This is a genomic window from Sporolactobacillus caesalpiniae, assembly GCF_040513385.1.
In the GTDB taxonomy this organism is placed as follows: Bacteria; Bacillota; Bacilli; order Bacillales; family Sporolactobacillaceae; genus Sporolactobacillus.
The window spans coordinates 161,818-181,202 of sequence record NZ_JBEVCB010000007.1 but is presented as its reverse complement, the minus strand read 5'-3'; the positions used below and the strand labels follow the sequence as shown (position 1 = coordinate 181,202).

General features: G+C 44.4%; 18 protein-coding genes. 14 read left to right on the top strand and 4 right to left on the bottom strand.

All coding sequences use genetic code 11. The features are described 5' to 3' along the window. Positions 1 to 267: 267 nt before the first annotated feature. On the top strand, positions 268 to 642 hold the full coding sequence (locus ABWW58_RS15075; RefSeq protein WP_353869892.1) for an OsmC family protein: 375 nt from the start codon (positions 268 to 270) through the stop codon (positions 640 to 642). Between the two features lie 155 nt (positions 643 to 797). Then, positions 798 to 2,807: a methyl-accepting chemotaxis protein gene (locus ABWW58_RS15070; protein WP_353869891.1), complete on the top strand. Its 2,010-nt coding sequence runs from the start codon at positions 798 to 800 to the stop codon at positions 2,805 to 2,807. 89 nt (positions 2,808 to 2,896) lie between these two features. Here the strand turns inward: ABWW58_RS15070 and ABWW58_RS15065 are convergent, their stop codons facing one another. Both ABWW58_RS15065 and ABWW58_RS15060 read right to left on the bottom strand, forming a co-directional pair. Then, positions 2,897 to 3,469, bottom strand: coding sequence for a sigma-70 RNA polymerase sigma factor region 4 domain-containing protein (locus tag ABWW58_RS15065; protein ID WP_353869890.1), 573 nt, complete (start codon positions 3,467 to 3,469; stop codon positions 2,897 to 2,899). A gap of 269 nt (positions 3,470 to 3,738) precedes the next feature. Then, a complete protein-coding gene (locus ABWW58_RS15060) occupies positions 3,739 to 4,701 on the bottom strand; it encodes a sugar-binding transcriptional regulator (RefSeq protein ID WP_353869889.1) in 963 nt (320 codons plus the stop codon). Positions 4,702 to 4,953: 252 nt separating this feature from the next. On the opposite strand from ABWW58_RS15060, the gene ABWW58_RS15055 reads away from it, so the two are divergent. The 11 genes from ABWW58_RS15055 to ABWW58_RS15005 all read left to right on the top strand — a co-directional run bounded on the left by ABWW58_RS15055 (position 4,954) and on the right by ABWW58_RS15005 (position 15,035). After that, on the top strand, positions 4,954 to 5,769 hold the full coding sequence (locus ABWW58_RS15055; protein WP_353869888.1) for an SDR family oxidoreductase: 816 nt from the start codon (positions 4,954 to 4,956) through the stop codon (positions 5,767 to 5,769). A gap of 38 nt (positions 5,770 to 5,807) precedes the next feature. Continuing rightward, on the top strand, positions 5,808 to 6,221 hold the full coding sequence (locus tag ABWW58_RS15050; protein WP_353869887.1) for a PTS sugar transporter subunit IIA: 414 nt from the start codon (positions 5,808 to 5,810) through the stop codon (positions 6,219 to 6,221). Beyond that, positions 6,221 to 6,715, top strand: a complete 495-nt coding sequence (locus ABWW58_RS15045; RefSeq protein ID WP_353869886.1) for a mannose/fructose/sorbose PTS transporter subunit IIB — start codon at positions 6,221 to 6,223, stop codon at positions 6,713 to 6,715. Before ABWW58_RS15050 ends, ABWW58_RS15045 begins: the two co-directional genes overlap by 1 nt. Positions 6,716 to 6,735: 20 nt before the next feature. Beyond that, entirely contained in the window at positions 6,736 to 7,536 is an 801-nt protein-coding gene (locus tag ABWW58_RS15040; protein ID WP_353870019.1) for a PTS mannose/fructose/sorbose transporter subunit IIC, read from the top strand. A 12-nt stretch (positions 7,537 to 7,548) separates the two neighbouring features. Continuing rightward, positions 7,549 to 8,379, top strand: coding sequence for a mannose/fructose/sorbose PTS transporter subunit IID (locus tag ABWW58_RS15035; protein WP_353869885.1), 831 nt, complete (start codon positions 7,549 to 7,551; stop codon positions 8,377 to 8,379). A gap of 40 nt (positions 8,380 to 8,419) precedes the next feature. Further along, positions 8,420 to 9,682 carry a zinc-binding dehydrogenase gene (locus tag ABWW58_RS15030; RefSeq protein ID WP_353869884.1) on the top strand — a complete coding sequence of 421 codons (1,263 nt, stop codon included), beginning with the start codon at positions 8,420 to 8,422 and terminating at the stop codon, positions 9,680 to 9,682. A 240-nt stretch (positions 9,683 to 9,922) separates the two neighbouring features. Next, entirely contained in the window at positions 9,923 to 10,576 is a 654-nt protein-coding gene (gene rpe / locus ABWW58_RS15025) for a ribulose-phosphate 3-epimerase (protein WP_353869883.1), read from the top strand. 103 nt (positions 10,577 to 10,679) lie between these two features. After that, entirely contained in the window at positions 10,680 to 11,606 is a 927-nt protein-coding gene (locus ABWW58_RS15020) for a DUF1861 family protein (RefSeq protein ID WP_353869882.1), read from the top strand. 673 nt (positions 11,607 to 12,279) lie between these two features. Next, complete coding sequence (locus ABWW58_RS15015; protein WP_353869881.1) at positions 12,280 to 13,473, top strand: MalY/PatB family protein; 1,194 nt, start codon at positions 12,280 to 12,282, stop codon at positions 13,471 to 13,473. A gap of 57 nt (positions 13,474 to 13,530) precedes the next feature. Next, positions 13,531 to 14,205 (top strand): helix-turn-helix transcriptional regulator, encoded by a 675-nt coding sequence (locus tag ABWW58_RS15010; protein WP_353870018.1) that lies wholly within the window; start codon positions 13,531 to 13,533, stop codon positions 14,203 to 14,205. An 89-nt stretch (positions 14,206 to 14,294) separates the two neighbouring features. Further along, positions 14,295 to 15,035 carry a gamma-glutamyl-gamma-aminobutyrate hydrolase family protein gene (locus tag ABWW58_RS15005; protein ID WP_353869880.1) on the top strand — a complete coding sequence of 247 codons (741 nt, stop codon included), beginning with the start codon at positions 14,295 to 14,297 and terminating at the stop codon, positions 15,033 to 15,035. Positions 15,036 to 15,295: 260 nt separating this feature from the next. Here the strand turns inward: ABWW58_RS15005 and ABWW58_RS15000 are convergent, their stop codons facing one another. Both ABWW58_RS15000 and ABWW58_RS14995 read right to left on the bottom strand, forming a co-directional pair. Then, entirely contained in the window at positions 15,296 to 16,477 is a 1,182-nt protein-coding gene (locus ABWW58_RS15000) for a M20 metallopeptidase family protein (RefSeq protein ID WP_353869879.1), read from the bottom strand. Positions 16,478 to 16,482: 5 nt separating this feature from the next. Next, positions 16,483 to 17,619: a M20 peptidase aminoacylase family protein gene (locus tag ABWW58_RS14995; protein ID WP_353869878.1), complete on the bottom strand. Its 1,137-nt coding sequence runs from the start codon at positions 17,617 to 17,619 to the stop codon at positions 16,483 to 16,485. A 312-nt stretch (positions 17,620 to 17,931) separates the two neighbouring features. Here ABWW58_RS14995 and ABWW58_RS14990 point away from each other — a divergent pair, with 312 nt between their 5' ends. Further along, positions 17,932 to 18,909 carry a phosphoglycerate dehydrogenase gene (locus tag ABWW58_RS14990; protein ID WP_353869877.1) on the top strand — a complete coding sequence of 326 codons (978 nt, stop codon included), beginning with the start codon at positions 17,932 to 17,934 and terminating at the stop codon, positions 18,907 to 18,909. Positions 18,910 to 19,385: the final 476 nt, after the last annotated feature.

Genomic DNA, 19,385 nt, shown 5'->3' with positions numbered 1-19,385 from the left:
TTTGTGAAATGCGCTTCTACAGTAGACCGGAACAAAGTACAAATGAACCGGCACGAAAGGTTTCGATCAACCGTCCGTTTTTTTCATTCCATTCAATTAGTATAGCAAAATTTCGACTTTTTGTTTAAAATGTGTCGAAAAAAGTCTTCACTCGTTCATAAATGTGTGATTGCATTAAGAGGTCGGATGAACCTATGCAACGCACATATTGCCTTGTACGCCACCATATAATGGATTAAAAGTTGAATTTACCGGAGGTGTGTGACAATGGAATTAATTCAAGAGGCAGATACACTGGAGCTTGTCCATGAGCATGGTAATTGGTCGCTCAGCCGGGAAACGGGTTTTTCACCGGTGCAGCTTCTAACGGCATCTGCCGCTGCCTGCAGCACTTATGTATTTGAGAAACTGCTTGATGAACGCGGCATTCCTTATGAAATGAAGAATGTGTCGTTTAATTATCAATTAGGCGTTTATTACCCGAATCCAATCGGTAAAATTGATGTGCATTTTTTTATAAAAGCAAATCAGCGTGTACGTGAGGAAATTGAGCATGTCTTTTATCAAATCGCAGAAAACTGCCCGATCATTCAATCACTGCACCCACGCATTAAAATAAATGAGTCAATCGTTTTTATTTGAGAAAACGGTTCCGGCTCATTAGCGGCGGGTCCCTTTTATTTTATAAATTACAGATAATTGAAATTTTCTTACAGTAAGACAATTTTTTTATTACAAAAACCTCTTCTTGTTCCGATATATAAATAAGAGCGAAAAGAAGGGGTTTGTGTCGAAAAATGTCTAAAAAAGGAAAAATTCATTGGAACCAGTTATTAAAATTAAATTTGCAACGTTCAATGATCATTGCAGCGGTATGTTTTACGATCATTCCTGCGACCATTGTTGGTGTGTATTCATTCATTAACGCTAAGGGCGCAGTCACGGAACAGATGGAAATCAGCGCGGAAAACAGTGTAGATCTGCTGAATCAAAATATCTCACAGATGATTGACGAAGAAAAAACGCGGCTGGATTATTTAGCCAGCCATGTTTCAGCTGTAAAGATGACGAATGGAGAGAACCGTGAGATCCTAAATACACTGCTCTCCCAACAGCAGTCCGACAGCGGGCTCGCTCAAGTCTATGTTGGCGATCAAAAGAAGCACTACGTGTACACGCCGCAATCACTGATTAAACCAGATGGCTTTGATCCGACGAAACGGCCGTGGTTCAAAAGTGCGATGGCCAATCCTCACCACATTATCGTGAACGAGCCTTACAATTCAGAATTGGTTAAGGACTATGTCGTATCGATGTCGGAGACTACGACAGACGGCAAAGGGGTCGTCGCAATAGATCTTAAATTGGATGATATTCAAAAAATATCAAATAACGTAAATATAGGTAAAAAAGGCTACTCATTTATCATGAGCAGCGACGGAAATATCGTTGCTCACCCAAATTTGAAGCCGGGCACTAAAGTTCCGGATGCTAAGTTAATGAGACTCGTAAAAAAAGGGAAACAAGGCGCATTAGATACACTATTTAAAGGTGTGCCTAAAAGAGATATTTACGTAACGAATAAAGACACCGGATGGATCATTGTCGGGTCGCTGCTGCAAAGCGAGGTAACGGATAATACGAATAGTATTCTGCTTCGTTCCATTGTAGTCGGACTCATCACGGCAATCATTGGGGCCTTGGTCGCTTTGTTTGCAGTCGTATTGATTATTCGTCCGATAAATAACCTGATTAGTGTTGCGAAGAAGGTTGCCGATAAAGATTTGACCAACTACGCGCAAGCTGATGGATTTGAAGAATTCAAGCACCTTGGTCATGGATTTAATCGCATGATTGATTCGTTAAATGATGTGCTGACAGGCGTGGATGACAAGGCGACAGCTCTGGCGTCATCGTCTGAGGAACTAACCGCCTCAACGGAAGAAAATAAAGCGACCTCCGATGAAGTCGCGCATTCGATCCAGGAAATCGCGGCTGGCGCACAAGATCAAAATCAGAAGGTCGAATCTTCAAAACAAAACGTGACAGCCATTTATCAAGAAATCGAGAATATTTCGGCGAAGGCGGCCACACTGCGCGATAAGTCAGACGCGGCAATGGGTACTGTGAACAGCGGGAAGCTCTCATTAAATCAAGTAACGAATCAAATTAGAACCATTCGCACGACAAACAGCCAAGTGACCGGTGAACTGAATGGATTAGTGGAGAAGATGGAATTAATCAGTTATACGAATAACCTGATTAATGACATAGCCGCACAAACACATCTCTTATCTTTGAACGCGGCCATTGAAGCTGCACGTGCAGGCGAACATGGCAAAGGGTTCAGCGTTGTAGCGGAAGAAATTCAAAAACTGGCCAATCAGTCCTCAGAGTCGACAAAGAAAATTTCTGAAATAGAAGGTGCTATTTCAGAAAAAGTTCGCGAACTGGTGCAGTCGATGCAGAACAGTTCGGATCAGGTCGATCAGGGAATGGTCGTGGCTGACGAAGCGACAAAGACCTTTACGGATATAGAAGAAACCGTGACATCTGTATCCGAAGCAACGAATGAAGTAACCCATTCTGTACAGACGATTGCAGGACAAACAAGTGAAATCGTTAAAAGTATTGACGACATTGCGAATCTGTCGGAAAATGCCAGCGGGCTTACTGAAAATGTGTCTGCTGCCGCTGAACAGCAATCAGCGTCTATGGAAGAAATAGCTAATAACGCGACAAATCTGTCATCGCTTGCCGATGACCTGAGACAAGTGGTTGCTCAATTTGTGATTAACAAAAAATAATCAGCCATATATGAAAGAGAAGTAAGCAGTCCTTGTTATTTGGGGCTGTTTTTTTTGTTGTATTATCCAGTGACGATTTCCGGGGGAATTCAACAATAACGATTCTTGTCGGATTGGCTGGATGAACGCATATAATGTCTACTCAGGGTTTCAATCGTTCGCTGCTTCCATTGAAGTACGGTTTTTTGTGATACTCGGTGACGTTCGGCGATGTGACTGAGCGAATAGCCATGAATGATGTGCATCCTGTATAGTGTGTATTCTGTTTCAGTAAAAGCGGGAAAAGGCATTTGAATGTGACTATTCTTGGCAGGAGTACTGATTCGTGGTACCGTTTCATCGAAATTTATCTCAAGTACATGATGAAGTCGTTCTTCTCTAGCTCGTTTCTTAACGTAATTGTCAAATTGCTTCTCAACTTCATTCTGAATCATGATTAGAAAAAAGCTGTTTGGTTTTTGGTCATCCGGAACCACTGAACAATCAAATGATTGATCCGCATGGCGAATGGCATCACTAAGTAATCTTATGAGTGGTTCGTGGAGAAAAATGTTGCGCTTTTTTGCCATAGCAAGAATAATTGGCTCCACACATTTTATCAGATAGTGAAAAGCAACTTCCGGATTTGGCTCATTCGGGCACAAATACTGAGAATAGGTCATGGATAGCATCCTTTCGGTGAGGTAGTGAAAAGAATTTGCGAGTGGGTTAATCAGTGCAAAGCAGGAAAAATAACATTGGCATAATTACCTATTATTATAAACGAACAAATTGGTGATGAGATTTCGATAAATTATTATAATTCCGACTAATTTGTGAACAAAGGTAAAAAAGATAGTTAAAGACGGATTATTAAGTTCGTTTTTAACGTAAATGACGATTCATCTCTCGGAAAAAGAGGGGAGATGAATCGTCATTTTTTTAATGGTCATTAAATTTGTTCAGCAAGTGCAAGCAGACCCTCAGCAGTTTCGTCGGTAGTGACGAGTACATTCAAATGTCCGCCGTTTAGTGCACCCAAGATTCCGGGGATTTTTTCTGCCGATTCCGCCACACCAATTGAATAACGTGTATTATGCAGTATTTCAAGGGGAATGGAGAGCGTTCGGTCTGCAAGATGCGTTTGAATTTCATTGCCGTAATGGTCAAAAAAACGAGAGCAAATATCGCCGACCGCATGTTCTTCTTTGAATTGGTCAACGGAACTGTCACTGTAGAAGGCGCGCCACGTCGAATGTCCCGTGCTGTTGATTGATCCGATACCGAAAACCGCGATGGTGATGTTGCGCCACATGTTCGAAACCTCTTTATAATAATGTGTTTGCATCCAATCCTTCTTCATTGACGGTTTCTCAACAACAGCCGGAACGTCGATCATTAAGGATCGGGCTTTTAACTTTTCCGCCGCTTGAAAACAAATCGTATTGACATGATAGCGGCTTTCTAATTTACCAGCCGGTCCGCCAACCATGGGTACACAGAAGATATTCTCATGTAGCTCTGTAGGATCGAGTGCCTCAACTGCGGTCGCAAGTGTGCTGCCCCAAGAGAATCCGATCACGTCGTTATCTTCAAGAATGGAATCAAGAAACTTGGAAGCCGCTTGACCGATGGCCGTCCGTTTAACGTAAGTCGGCTGTTCCGGATCAACTGGGATTACAATCGCTTTTTTTAAATGAAATTGGTTCTCTAATTTTTCTGCTAGTGAAAGATCATTGAGATCGTAGTTGATCGTGATTTTTACAATACCTTCATCACGAATTTTTTTGAGAATTCTGCTGATGGATGTGCGGTTAATGCCGGTCTTTTGAGCGATTTCATTTTGAGTCAGATTCTGTTCATAGTAAAATTGAGCAATTTGAATATATTTTTTCTTTAAATCGTCATTAATCATAGAAACACCTCATTTCGCACAAATGGTCAATTGATATGAAAATGTGCATACGGTTATAAGGTAATTATATTCCAAGGGTAGTAATTTGTAAAATATAGTATGTAAGCGTTTAAATACAGTCACAAATATGCAACATGATAACAATTGACAATGAATAAATATGATTTATACTGAAAAAGTAATCACAAATGGTCAAATGAATCACAAATGTTCGATCTGCATTTATTCCAATTATGTGTAGGAGGTTTTATCATGAGTGGATGGCTTGGCATTGAAGGGAAGACGATTATTGTAACAGGTGGTTCTTCAGGAATTGGAAAAGCAGTTGTTGAGGCCCTATTAGAAAATGATGCTCATGTCGTGTTGGCGGATTTGCATGAACCGGAACAGGAACTCTATGACAAGGCAAAAGATAACCAACTCGTATTTGTGTCAACGAATGTTACCGAACGATCAAGCGTTGTCAATCTCGTGAATGAAACAAAAAAGCAGTTTGGCACCATTGATGCCATCGTTAATAATGCAGGCATTAATATACCGCGACTCTTGATTGATCCAAAAGAATCAAACAGCAAATTCGAATTAAGCGATGCGACATTCGATAAAATCGTCAGCATTAATCAAAAAGGTGTTTTTCTCTGTTCACAGATTGCTGGAAGAGAAATGGTCAAGGCGGGCAAAGGCGTCATTGTCAATATGGTTTCTGAAAGCGGTTTAGAGGGCTCGGAAGGGCAAAGTGCTTATGCTGCGACGAAGGCTGCGATCTACAGTTTTACCCGTTCTTGGGCAAAAGAACTAGGTAAATACAATGTTCGAGTTGTTGGTCTTGCACCGGGAATTCTCGAAAAAACAGGACTTAGAACTCCGGCGTATGAAGAAGCCTTGGCCTACACACGCGGCATAACTGTTGAACAACTCCGTCAGGGATACACAAATAAATCCATTCCGCTTAGACGCGATGGAAAGTTGAAGGAAGTTGCTGATCTTGTCGCGTTCTTAAGTTCAGATCGAGCGAGCTATATCACAGGAACGACCTATACTATTGCGGGTGGAAAAACAAGAGGGTAAAGCAGGCGTGATAACGAAAAGCGGGAAGGTGATTCAGAATGTACTCCATTGTGGTCTGTGCTCATGGCGATCTTGCAGAATCGCTAAAACGATCCGTCGAAATGATTTTTGGAGAAGTAAAGAATCTTTTTCCCATTCGCTTCGTTCCAGGGGAGAATGTGGAAGATATCAAAAAGAAACTGACAGCAACAGTTGCTGACAATCAGTTAAAAGATACATTGATTTTTACTGATATTTTTTGTGGAAGCCCTTACAATTCTGCTGCAGCCTATGCGATGACCCATGATGGTGTTGAATTGATCAGCGGCGTCAGTCTTCCACTTTGCCTTGAGGCGGTTTCTAATCAGAATTTAAAAACGCTTGAGGAGATTGTCGAGTGGCTGAAGCAGGTTGCTCCGGAAACAGTTAAAGTGCTGAGGGATGTTTTAAAAGAACAGGAGGAGGATTTCTAATGATTATTCATTTTGCTCGAATAGACGATCGCTTAATCCATGGGCAAGTGACTACGGTTTGGGTAAAAAAAGCGAATGCGAAAAGAATTATCATTGCCAGCGATGAAGTGGCAAATGATGAAATTCGCAAAACATTGTTGAAACAAGCAGCACCACCAGGAACCAAGGTCAATGTATGCGAGGTGGATAAGGCAGTAAAGGTCTATTTTAATCCCGTATACCAAAATGAAACCGTTTTCTATTTATTCACTAATCCAACAGATGTGCTGCGAATGGTTGAACAACATGTTCCAATTAAAACCGTGAATATCGGCGGCATGGCTTATCGTGAAGGCAAGACACAAATAACGAAGGCCGTTTCACTAGGATTGGAAGACATTGACGCTTTCAAAAAATTAAATGCACTTGATGTCAAACTAGAGCTGCGTGTCGTGGACAGCGACGCACCGATCAACATTATGAAAAAAATCGAGGGATTGTCTTCGACTAAATAAAGGGGGCGAGATCTATGGAAATACAATTATACCAAGTCATACTCATCTTTATTTTCTCCTGTATCGCCGGTATGGGCAGTGTTCTTGACGAATTTCAAACCCACCGTCCATTGATTGCTTGTACCATTATCGGTTTAATTCTTGGCGATATTCAAACGGGCATTATTTTGGGAGGTACATTGGAACTCATCGCTCTTGGCTGGATGAATATTGGCGCAGCTCAATCCCCAGACTCAGCTCTGGCCAGTATTATTTCGGCAATCCTTGTTATTGTCGGTCATCAAAACATTCAAGCGGGTATTGCGATTGCGTTGCCGGTAGCGGCTGCGGGGCAAGTGCTCACCGTTTTCGCCCGCACAATTACTGTGTTTTTCCAACATGCTGCCGACCGTGCCGCAGAAAAGCTGAACTTCAGGCTTATCGATTTCTTGCATCTGTCCGCCCTTGTGGTTCAAGCGCTGCGCGTCGCCATTCCGGCATTGTTGGTTACCGTATTTATGAATGCCGGGAGTGTCCAACATCTTCTCAATTCGATTCCTGAAGTTGTAACCGGAGGATTGAACGTAGCCGGAGGATTTATCGTCGCGGTAGGGTATGCGATGGTGCTCAATATGATGGGTGCAAAATATCTGATGCCGTTTTTCTTCCTAGGATTTATCTTGGCATCGTACTTGAACTTCAGCTTGCTCAGCTTTGGGGCAATTGGCCTGATTGTCGCGTTTATCTATACACAGCTCAATCCAAAATATCAGGAATCAAAACAAGCAGCAACCACAGCGGGATCATCGGCGCCGCTTGCTGATGACATGCTTGAGGATTAGGAGGAGATGGCGATGAGTGAAGCGGTTAAAAAATTAACTAAAAGAGAACTGTTCAATATGTTTGTTCGTTCTAATTTTCAACAGGCATCCTTTAACTATGAACGTATCCATGCACTGGGTTTCTGTTTTGACATGATTCCTGCAATCAAAAAGTTTTACAAGACGGATGAAGAACGGAGACTCGCGCTAAAACGTCATTTAGCATTCTTTAATACGACTCCGGCAGTCTGTGGTCCTGTAGTGGGTGTGACTGCGGCGATGGAAGAAGCGCGTTCTGATGGCGAAGCGATTGATGATGGCGCGATTAATAGTTTGAAAGTTGGACTGATGGGACCGCTCGCCGGTGTCGGTGATCCGCTCATCTGGGGCACTTTGCGACCGATCACCGCGGCACTGGGTGCATCCTTCGCGCTCAATGGCAGCATCTTCGGACCATTGCTGTTTTTCATCAGTTTTAATCTGGTTCGGCTCGCACTGAAATGGTATGGACTCACTTATGGCTATCGCGCAGGTATGGGCATCGTCAAGGATATGGCTTCAAACGCCTTAACCAAGCTGACAGAAGGCGCAAGCATTCTCGGACTCTTTGTCATGGGTGTGCTGGTTACCAAATGGACGAAAATCAATGTTCCTGTCGTCATCTCGCAAACGACCAATCAGGCAGGTGTTAAGTCAACGATGACCGTGCAAGGAATTCTTGATCAGCTGTGTCCAGGCTTACTTGCTCTAGGTCTCACACTGCTGATGATGTATTTGCTCAAGAAGAAGGCTAGTCCGATTCTGCTCATCTTTGCATTGTTTGGTGTAGGTATCCTTGGTTATTGGTTAGGGATTCTTAAATAAATGAAGAGAAAAAATGAAAAATGAGAGGGAGAATGAAAAAATGGAAACAACTGCGCTGAGACTGTATGGAAAAGAAGATTTGAGACTGGAAAAATTTGAACTTCCGGAAATCAAAAGTGATGAAATTCTTGCTGAAGTTGTGACGGACAGCATCTGCATGTCTTCATGGAAAGAAGCCAAAATAGCTGCTGATCACAAGAAAGTTCCAAATGACATTGCAGAAAGTCCAATTATCGTCGGACACGAATTTTGCGGAAAAATTATTAAAGTAGGGGATAAATGGAAGGATAAATTCGAAGAAGGCAGCAAGTTTGCGATTCAGCCAAATCTACAGCTGCCGGATCGGCCGGATTGCCCGGGCTACTCGTTCCCATATATAGGCGGAGATGCGACGTATGTAGTGATTCCAAAAGAAGTAATGGAACAGGACTGCCTTCTGGAATATAACGGCGACACCTATTTCGAAGGCTCATTATTGGAACCGCTGTCGTGTGTGATCGGCGGATTTAACGCCAATTATCATCTCGTCGAGGGAACCTACGATCATAAGATGGGCATTAAAGAAGGCGGAAATCTTCTAATTATGGGCGGAACGGGACCAATGGGGCTGCTGCAAATCGATTATGCTTTGCATGGACCGATTAATCCCAAAAATCTCGTCGTTACCGATCTCTCAGATGAGAAGATTGAGGCTGCGGCAAAATTGTATTCCCCTGAAGATGCTAAAAAAGATGGGATCAATCTTCACTATGTAAATATCAGCAACTATGAGGATCAGGAAGCTTATCTCCAGTCGCTTGTGAATCATGAATCTTATGATGATATTTTCGCGCTTGTCCCAGTAAAACCAGTGATTACACAAGCATCATCTCTACTTGCCAAGGATGGCTGTCTGAACTTCTTTGCCGGACCTCGTGACAAGCACTTCTCGGCTGAAATCAATTTGTATGATGTGCACTATAATTTCACGCACTATGTAGGTACTTCTGGAGGGAATACCGATGATATGCGCGCAGCAATCAAGCTTGTGGAAGAACGAAAAGTCACTGTTGAGAAAGTAGTTTCTCATCTGCTTGGTCTGAATGACGTGGCGGATACAACATTGAATTTACCATCAATTCCAGGTGGGAAAAAGTTGATTTATACGCACAAGCATATGCCGCGCAAATCGTTGGAAGAGATTGTCGCAGAAGATCATTCAGATCCATTTTATGCAGGCCTAAAAGAAGTTCTCGTTCAGAATAATGGCCTTTGGTCAAAGGCCGCAGAGCAGTATGTTTTGGCGCATGCTGAAACTATTTAAACGAAGAACCATTTTATAATGAGGAACCGTTGCGTGCTATTATGCTCTAGCGCTCAGCGGTTTTTTAATTCTGAATGAATGGTGCCTGCTCGTTTAAATCCTTATGTACTAGTCATCCTTGAAGGAGCTTCCTTGGTGAAGGGCGAATGTTTAGGGGAGTTATCTTTGACTTTTTCAGAGATTCGTCATAACATATCCGTCAAGGAAACGTTTACATATAATGAAAGGAGAAATGGGTCAATGAAAATTTTACCATCAATCCTATCTGCTGATTTCGCGCATCTCGCAGACGAGGTTCGGGATGTGGAAAAGGATGTCGAGTTCATTCATGTCGATGTGATGGATGGACAGTTTGTTCCCAATATTACAATGGGGGCCAATGTTGTTAAGGCTTTGAAAAAGGAAACTAAAGTCGCTCAGGATGTGCATCTCATGGTGACGGAGCCGATTCATTTACTGCCATCGTTCATCGAGGCGGGAGCAGATATGATCTCGGTCCATAGTGAGGCGTGTACACACCTGCACCGCGCAATTCAGATCATCAAGGATGGAGGTGTAAAAGCCGGAGTTGTATTAAATCCGTCAACACCTGCCTCTGCATTGCAAGCGATCATACGCGATGTTGACTACGTCCTGATCATGACGGTTGACCCTGGGTTTGGCGGTCAACGCTTCCTGCCCACAATGATTGATAAAATAAAAGCTGTCCGTGTGTTGATTGATTCGTTAAATCTTCCCGTTCAAATTGAGGTAGACGGAGGGATCGATGCAGAAACGCTGCCGCTCTGCTTTAATGCCGGAGCGTCACTATTTGTTGCAGGATCAGCCATTTTTCCTTTCGATGACCGGCATGCCGCGATCGAGAAGCTGAGTCAGAGCGTCTTGAAAAAATAAATTGTGCGAATTAACGGTGCCAATACATGAATTCGCGCGTATAGAAGACTATAGTAGAAATGATGACGCATTGGTGCGGCATCATTTCGGGAGGCACGGATTCATGGAGCATGTTACGGAATGTTTGGATTTACTGGAGCAGTACATGGCTGGTCACCAAGTCGTGCATGATGTTGAAAAACTAAATTTTCAGGGGGCTGGTGCAAATGATGTCTATAATTGCACAGCTCCTTTTTACGATGATGGGAAATGGGTGATTGCCGCACGTGTCGAAGCGCGGGACAGCGAACGTTCGCATATCGGTTTCTTTGAAGAAGTGAACAATGGATGGAGACTGATGAACGATATGCCTATTTTTTCTTTACAGGATCCGTTTGTGACACGAATTGACGGTTCGCTACTGTTTGGCGGTGTTTGGGTTGAGCATAGCGCCGACGGACGTGCGACGTGGCGGACGCTATTTTATCGGGGCGAGACTATTCGATCATTGCAGCCTTTTTTTGAGGGACCAATCGGTATGAAGGATTTGAGGATCGCTCAGTTGACGAACGGATTGATTCTTGTGTTGACGCGGCCTCAAGGGCAAAAAGGCGGACGCGGGAAGATCGGTTATGTACTCTTGGCGTCACTTGATGAACTTGATCTAGCGAAGATTGAGTGTGCGCCGCTGCTTGAGGGGCACTTTGCTGATGATGAGTGGGGCGGTGCCAATGAAATTCATCCATTCAGGAACGGTGACGCGGGGGTGCTTGGGCATATCGCTTATTTTGATCATCGGGGGAATCGTCATTACTATTCGATGATTTTTACGCTTGATCCATTTACAGGACGCCATTCGCCTGTAAAGATTATTGCGACGCGGCAGGATTTTTTAGAGGGACCGGCGAAACGATCGGATCTCCGTGATGTCGTATTTACCGGTGGAGCGATCCGTAGTAATGGACGGATGACGGTGTATGTGGGAACAAGCGATGCGGAGGCTCAGCGTATTGTGATCGATGACCCGTTTGAAAAATGGGACCATCTCTGATGTGTGGGCGTATAAATAGAAATGAAGAGGGTGTCTCAGAGTCCGTTTTGGACTTTGAGATGCCCTTTTTATAGTGAAGAAGCTTAGAGAAAAATACAGAGATATAATGATGCATCAAGCACGCAGGTACGAATTTCTGCGAGTTTCTTTTGGTAAGTCAAGAAAGTATAGCGTTTTGCCTTGCCGGTACGACGATAAGGTAAGCGCCAATCGGGAAATAAACGGAAAAATTCCGCTTAATTAGAAAATGAATGAAAAAATTGCTTAAATAGACGGAGAAATTCCGCTTATCGAATCGAAAAACGTGAGAATGGAGGATTTTTCTGTGTTTAACCGGAAAAATTACCCTTATTTACCTGCAAAACAAGCTTCGGAGTGTAAATAACCGGAAAACCTCCGCTTATTTTATTCCGACCGCGTTACTGAATTAAGGGTCAAATTGATTTGTGAACTAGAAATGTCTGTTCAAGACAAGGTTGATGATTAAGACCGTTACTATGAAAAAGGTGTTGACTTATTTTTACAAAAGAAAGAAAATATAAATAATAAATAAATTATTATTATGATAACAATTTATCTCATGAACAACGGGATGGTTTTCTGTTCAAGGTAAATGGACTTTGAAAAAAATTGTTAAGAGTCGTGAACGTTTACTAGGAAGATGGTGAGTCTTATGTCTGATTGTATTTTTGATCGGATTGTTGCGAGGGAGAACACAAATTGTGTGAAGTGGGATGGGGCAGAACGTCTTTACGGGAAGCCTCACTTGCTCCCGATGTGGATTGCAGACATGGATTTTTCCGCGCCGGATTGTGTCATCAATGCATTGAAGGAATGTCTGGAACAGGAAATATTCGGCTACACCTTATGTCCGGAATCGCTGAAACAAGTTGTTCAGACATGGCTGAACGATCACTATGCATGGAAAGTTCCAAGCGAGGCGATTGTCTTCAACCATAATGTTGTGTCGAGTATCGCTTTGGCATTGCGCGTTTTAACGAAGAATGGAGACAAGGTTCTCATACATAATCCTGTTTATAATCCGTTCTTTGAGCAAATTAATCAGCTTGGACGTGTTCCGGTTGTTTCTGAACTGGAGCTTCATGATCATCGCTATTATATGAACGTGAGAGATATGGAACGGAAGATTAATGAAGAAAATGTGTCGTGTATCCTTATTTGCTCTCCGCATAATCCGGGCGGGCGCATTTGGAATGCGGAAGAACTGCGGGAAGTGGTTGCCTTGGCAGCGAACTATAACCTTCCGATTATCGCTGATGAAATTCATTCGGATCTGGTGCTTCCAGGAAAGAAGCATCAGCCGATCGCATTGCTGGCCGGCGACCAATGCGCGAACATAGTTACGCTGATGGCACCGACGAAAACATTTAATTTGGCAGGCATTGGTCCTTCGTATATTTTAACCTTTAATCCTGAGATTGCAGCGGCAATCAAGCATGAGCAGAAGCTCATGGTCTATCCGGAAATCAATCCGTTTCAAATCGCAGCGATGACGGCAGCCTATGGAAAAGGCGAACAATGGATGAAGGATTTGATTGTCTATGTGAAGGGGAATAGTGATTATGTTCGCGCAAAGCTCTCTGAGATTGACGGGCTGCACTGTATGGATAGCGACGCAACCTATCTGATGTGGATCAGCTATGCGGATCTCGGCTTTTCTGAAGAGGAGGTTAATAAAGCGCTCGTTGAATGCGGAGTGGCCCTGCAAATGGGCAGTACGTATGGTAAAGCGGGATGCGGATTTGTCCGCATGAATGTTGCGGCTCCGCGTACGCTTGTTGAACAGGGAACGGAAAAAGTAGTGCGGGCTTTTAAAAGTCTGCTCGCGATGCATACCAATAGATAAGCTATACTAATGAAATTTCTTACGTGTTTCTCTTAATCATGTAAGGGGGGGACAAACATCACAAGTAAACTGCAACGATATAAGAATTTTGTCTCCTTTCTCGGCAATGTGATGGGTGATGATGTAGAAATCATTCTTCATGATGTACAAGACTTGAAGAATTCGGTGATTGCGACCAGCAGCACCAAACGAAGCGGGAGCAAAATTGGATCGCTGTTGACTGATCTGATCCCGGAGATGCTTAAAGAAGGAAGAGAGTCACATAAATCATTTATCACGAATTACGAGGGGAAATCCAACGACGGAACCGTCCTAAGGTCGTCAACATATTTTATTCGTGACGAGAATGATGAAGTCATTGGTCTGTTGTGCATCAACGTTAATTTCGAACGTATGGAGGAGACGATTCGGTACTTAGGCGATTTTGTCGGCATCGATCGTATTGAAGGTAAAAAACGACAAGAACGTGTGGCACATTTGAGCCCCTCAATCGAAGATATTGCGATCAGCAGTGTTAAAGAAATTGTCTCGAGCATGGACGTTCCCTCAGAACGTATGTCGCAGAAAGAAAAACTGGAAGTGGTCCATATGCTGAACACTAACGGCATTTTCCTGCTCAAGGGGATTGTTAGTATCGTTGCCGAGGAGCTCAAGACATCGGAAGCAACGATCTATCGGTATTTAAGCAAAATGAAGAAAAACGAATTAACTATTGATCTTGACACGCCATAAGTTCATCGTTGACGTGAATGATACATTGGTATATAAAATCATTATATTAAGCTGTAAAAATATCAGTGGGCAAAGAGAGGAGCAAGGCGGTGTCAAAACCTATTATTGGAATCACCAGTGCGTTTGTAAAACTGAGTAATTTTTCAGAAGGTGATTATGCACATAAGGATTATATTACAGCCTTGATTAAGGCAGGCGCCATCCCTTTGATCTTGCCGATTGCTCCTGGTTCATGTGCCGATCAGTACATGGAACTATGCGATGGTCTTTTACTTAGCGGTGGATGCGATGTCAATCCTAAATTTTTTGATCAAGATCCGACGCCTGGCTGCGGCCTATTCGATACGGAACGTGATCAAATGGAATTTCAATTGGTTCGTCAGTCGATTAAGAAGGGAAAACCTGTTTTCGGTATTTGCCGGGGTCTTCAGGTGATGAATGTCGCGCTTGGCGGCACTCTGATTCAAGATATTTCAAGCGAATTAGACCATCCGATTCAGCATGTTCAGAAGGTGTCACGCAAAGAGGCAAGTCATCGTGTACGCCTTGAGAAAGATACGCATTTGTTTCAGATCCTCGGTGAACAGGAGACGGTGATGGTGAACAGCCTCCATCATCAATCCATTGATCGGCTTGGGGATGGATTGCGGGCAGCCGCCTTTTCGGCTGACGGCATTATCGAAGCCGTTGATGTGAAGGAAAACGGCTTGATCGGTATTCAGTGGCATCCGGAATCGATGACAGCCGGAGGAAGTGACATGATGCTGGGTCTGTTTAAGTATTTTGTCACACGCTGCAAAGAAATGAAGCAAGCGAACTCGGAAGTGTAATGTGTAATTCAATGGATGTGAATTTCACTTTAGAAAACTTGGCTTTGCCAAGCCTATGATGAAGGCAAAGCCGCCGTCACACGTACAGTGTAAAAAAGAGAATCTTCCAATTGAGGAGGATTCTCTTTTTGCGCTCGGTGAAATTGATGTGCTTATAATATTCCAGTTCATGAATGGTATGGGGAAGAATAGCATTTTCCGTAAACGTGCAAAAAAAAGCCAACAACTGTGGGGTAGTGTCGAAGGCGTTGACATTTCATTTAATCTTTTTCGAGATAATTCAGGGCAACCGCGGCAAGCATGGCGGATCCGTAGGGCAGTGCGCGCTCATCAATGGTGAATTTGGGATGATGGTTCGGGTATCTTGGAATCGCGTCACTGCCTGCGCCGAGTACAAAGAAAACGGACGGGAGATGTTCAGTGTAGAAAGAGAAGTCTTCTCCGCCGAGGCTAGGTTTGCTTTGCAAGCGATGACCACTACCAAGAAGATCGTCAGCGGTTTGTTGCGCGATCGCGGTCATTCGTTCATCGTTGAGGATGGACGGCGCGCTGAATGTATAGTCAAGTTTATAATCCGCGCCGAACGCCAAGGTGACACCTTTGACAATTTTCTCAATTCGTGTCGGTGCGGATTGGCGTAGTTCGGGATTCAGCGTGCGTACGGTTCCGGTCATTGTGACCTTTGGCGCGATGACGTTGTTCGCACTGCCGCCTTGGATCGTTGCTATCGTCAGAACAACGGGGTCTGCCGGATCCACTTGGCGGCTGGCAAAATGCTGAAGCGCGGTGATGACTTGTCCGGTAACCGCGACAGAATCAATCGTCAGATCGGGATGCGCCGCGTGTCCGCCTTTTCCAATGATATCCAGTGAAAAGAAGTCAGTGGATCCGCAACCGACTTTTCCTGAGAAGGCGATTCTTCCAAGGTCGACTCCGGCGTTAATGTGAAGTCCGGCCATTGCATCGATCCCTTTTAAGGCGCCGGTATTAATCATTGCGCTTGCCCCTTTGCTGACTTCTTCGGCAGGCTGAAAGAGAAACGCGATGTCGCCGCGCTCCGGGCGATGTTTTTTCAAGAGCTTTATCGCTCCCATCAGCATGGCGGTATGCGCATCATGGCCGCAGGCGTGGCTTATGCCATCATTAACGGAGCGAAACCCAAATGTATTTTGCTCTTGGATCGGCAATGCATCCATATCAGCTCTAAGGCCGATTGTTTTGCCAGGCTGGCTTCCTCTGAGCCGTGCAACGATCCCTGTCCCTGCAAAAAGTCCGGTTAGTTCAAGATCCGATTCTTGGAGAAAACGGGCAACCTTTTCGGAGGTGCGATGCTCTTCGAATGCGAGCTCGGGATGTTGGTGGAAGTCACGCCGCCATTCGGTTAATTGCGGCTGCAGGAGCTGAGCCTCTCGCAGCAATTGTCTGGATTGATCAGCGTCCAATGGGCTCACACCTCATCTGCTGCGCGTTCAAACGTTTTAAGCACAGCGGTTGTGAGAATCCGTACACCGTCGTACATGGCGTCGTGGTTAAAGGTCATATAGGGATGGTGCAGGCCGGGTTTAAGATCACAGCCAAGCCCGAGCATTGTCGATTTCAACTTAGGGGTGCGAATGGCATATTGGTGGAAATCATCGCCGCCGCTGGATAAACCGGCCGGGTCGTAGTGATCATCGCCGAGAACCTCTTTAATCGAATCCCCCATTATAGCGATCGCTTCCGGTGCGGAAACAGCGGCGGGACTGCCATGGGAATCGTCTAGACTAACGTTTACGCCATAGCTTGTCGCAACGCCTTGAACGATCTGTTTGATTTTCTGCTTGAATTCGTTCATCGCTTCGTTTGTCTGCGCGCGTACATCTAAGCTGAACTCGGCATGGCCGGGAATGATATTGGTCGCGGAACCCGCATGCAGTTTGGTCATTTTGACCGAGCTTGGAATCATGGGATTAACATGAAGATGTCCGAGTGCATTAACGATAGACGCAGCAACTTCAATGGCATTCGTGCCAAGATGCGGCCTAGCGCCATGAGCGTCTTCACCGTCGATTACGCCGCTAATGGTACCGCAGGCGCCGTGGAGAATAGCCGGCCGCGCGCGTCCGGCTTTTGTTTCTTCAATTGGCCGAAGGTGCACACCATAGAAATAGTCGGCATCGTCCAAAACACCGCGCTTACTCAATTCCAGTGCGCCTCTGCCAATTTCTTCTGCCGGCTGAAATACAAGACGAACCGTGCCGTGGAATGAATCAAGTCTCTCTTTTAAAACCATTGCAGCTCCGAGTACCATTGACATATGGGCATCGTGGCCACACGAGTGGTTCGCCTGAAGTTTGCCGTCGACCTCTTGCCAGAGTGCGTCCATGTCGGCACGTAAAGCGACAATCGGTCTCCCGTTGCCGATTTCGCCAATCACGCCGGGACAGTCGTCAAAGGTGCGCGTTCGATAGCCGAGCGCGTCTAATTTCTCTTTAATAAAAGCCGTCGTTTGCACTTCGTTCATACTGATTTCCGCATGAGTATGTAGGTAGTTAAATAGTGACATTACGTTTTCTTTGATTGTTTCTGTAAGTTCTTGTTGCATGTAATCGTTCCTACTTTCTTAATTTTCTTATTCTATGCATTGTTCTTAACTTAGCATGTTAATCACGGATTTTCAACCAATTGAAAGGTGAGTCGCCAGCCATATTGCTGTGTTATTTTCCTTGTACGGGAGAGATGAGAATCTTTACTTGGGAACCCGTGTTTATTTTTGGTATATTAATAGCTGAATGCAAAAACGGATGATGAGAAAATGTTACGAAACTTGACTTCATTAAGCCTATGGTGAAGGTAAAGATTTATACTTTCTCACTAGTGCAAAATAGAGCAACGAATAATTGGGAGGGCGTAAACGATGCAGATTCTTTTTTGTGTGGGAAAGTCGTATGTACCGATTCACCAACAGATGGTCGATCAGCTTGAAGCAATTGGTGCAAATGTCCGTTGTCTGATGTTTGAACAGACCTTGGATAAAGAATTGATTAAGAAATCTATCCATGATGTTCAGGTGTGCATCACGGCGATCGCTCCTTGTGATCGTGAAATCATTGACGCTGCCCCAAATCTTAAGTATGTTCTGAAGACGGGGACAGGCTTGGACAACGTGGCGGTGGATTATGCGACAGAAAAGGGGATTCTTGTTAGCAACGCGCCCGGGGAAAATGCGACCTCGGTTGCTGAACTGGCATTTGGGCAGATGATCAGCCTGTCACGTTTGATTCCGATGCTGGACCGCGGAACCAAAAAAGGCGAGTGGCCAAGCGGGGAAGCTTATGAGCTTGACGGAAAAACAGTTGGCATTATTGGCTTTGGTTCCATCGGTCAAAAGGTTGCACGTTATGCCGGGGGCTTTAACATGCGTGTGATCGCTTTTGGAAACCACCAGGATCATGAAGCGGCCGGACGATTGAATGCGACTTTCGTTGAACTGAGTCAGCTTCTGCGCGAAGCAGATTATGTCGTGATCAGCACAGCACTCAATGCGTCCAATTACCACCTTATTGATCAAGACGCGTTAGATCAGATGAAGTCGACTGCCTTTCTCGTAAATATTTCTAGAGGAGCGCTGATCGACGAACCGGTTTTGTTCGACGCCTTACGCCGCAAACAAATCGCGGGAGCGGCTTTGGATGTCTTTGAACAGGAGCCGCCCAAAGCATTGCCGGATTTGGATAATCTGATTGTATCACCCCATATCGCGGGAACAACGCGGGAAAGCATTGCCCGCGTCGCGCAGGTTACCGTTGAAAATATCCGTAAATTCATGAATCATGAGCAGCCGGATTTTGTAGCCAATCATGACGCGCTGTGCAAAAAGCAGGGATACAAATGAGACGTGAGTAACGAGGAATAGAAGCAAACCACGCGGGCGGTAATCGTCTGCTTTTTTATTGGGGAGGAAATTATAAGATAGCAACTTGTGGATACCTAAATCTTTGGTTAACTCGTGTAAGAACTCTTGGAGAAACCGAACCTGGCTATATGAAGCGGAATCCTCAACAACCACTTTGGTTGATTCAGGTAAACCGTATCTCAAGCAGGTGAACGATTAACTTGGCAGATGAGTGAAAACTTCATCATAAAAGGCAAACCTTCAGCAGTTAAGCGGCGGCAACTTTAACAGGTGAATTGATATCTGGTCGCCTTTATGAATGGTTCGAGTGCAGTGCCTATGCTCGATAGAAGACGAAACCGATACTGAGTCTTCCGTCACACATAAACTGTCCAAAATAATTGACGCATTTTTTTTAAATATAAGGTATACTAATAGCAAACACGATCGTTCGTTCCCTTCTCGATTCGTTCCAC

Bases quoted from the DNA above. Each gene is read 5' to 3' on its own strand.
- ABWW58_RS15075 (WP_353869892.1), top strand. From the start codon at position 268: ATGGAATTAATTCAAGAGGCAGATACACTGGAGCTTGTCCATGAGCAT.
- ABWW58_RS15070 (WP_353869891.1), top strand. From the start codon at position 798: ATGTCTAAAAAAGGAAAAATTCATTGGAACCAGTTATTAAAATTAAAT.
- ABWW58_RS15065 (WP_353869890.1), bottom strand. From the start codon at position 3,469: ATGACCTATTCTCAGTATTTGTGCCCGAATGAGCCAAATCCGGAAGTT.
- ABWW58_RS15060 (WP_353869889.1), bottom strand. From the start codon at position 4,701: ATGATTAATGACGATTTAAAGAAAAAATATATTCAAATTGCTCAATTT.
- ABWW58_RS15055 (WP_353869888.1), top strand. From the start codon at position 4,954: ATGAGTGGATGGCTTGGCATTGAAGGGAAGACGATTATTGTAACAGGT.
- ABWW58_RS15050 (WP_353869887.1), top strand. From the start codon at position 5,808: ATGTACTCCATTGTGGTCTGTGCTCATGGCGATCTTGCAGAATCGCTA.
- ABWW58_RS15045 (WP_353869886.1), top strand. From the start codon at position 6,221: ATGATTATTCATTTTGCTCGAATAGACGATCGCTTAATCCATGGGCAA.
- ABWW58_RS15035 (WP_353869885.1), top strand. From the start codon at position 7,549: ATGAGTGAAGCGGTTAAAAAATTAACTAAAAGAGAACTGTTCAATATG.
- ABWW58_RS15030 (WP_353869884.1), top strand. From the start codon at position 8,420: ATGGAAACAACTGCGCTGAGACTGTATGGAAAAGAAGATTTGAGACTG.
- rpe (WP_353869883.1), top strand. From the start codon at position 9,923: ATGAAAATTTTACCATCAATCCTATCTGCTGATTTCGCGCATCTCGCA.
- ABWW58_RS15020 (WP_353869882.1), top strand. From the start codon at position 10,680: ATGGAGCATGTTACGGAATGTTTGGATTTACTGGAGCAGTACATGGCT.
- ABWW58_RS15015 (WP_353869881.1), top strand. From the start codon at position 12,280: ATGTCTGATTGTATTTTTGATCGGATTGTTGCGAGGGAGAACACAAAT.
- ABWW58_RS14995 (WP_353869878.1), bottom strand. From the start codon at position 17,619: ATGCAACAAGAACTTACAGAAACAATCAAAGAAAACGTAATGTCACTA.
- ABWW58_RS14990 (WP_353869877.1), top strand. From the start codon at position 17,932: ATGCAGATTCTTTTTTGTGTGGGAAAGTCGTATGTACCGATTCACCAA.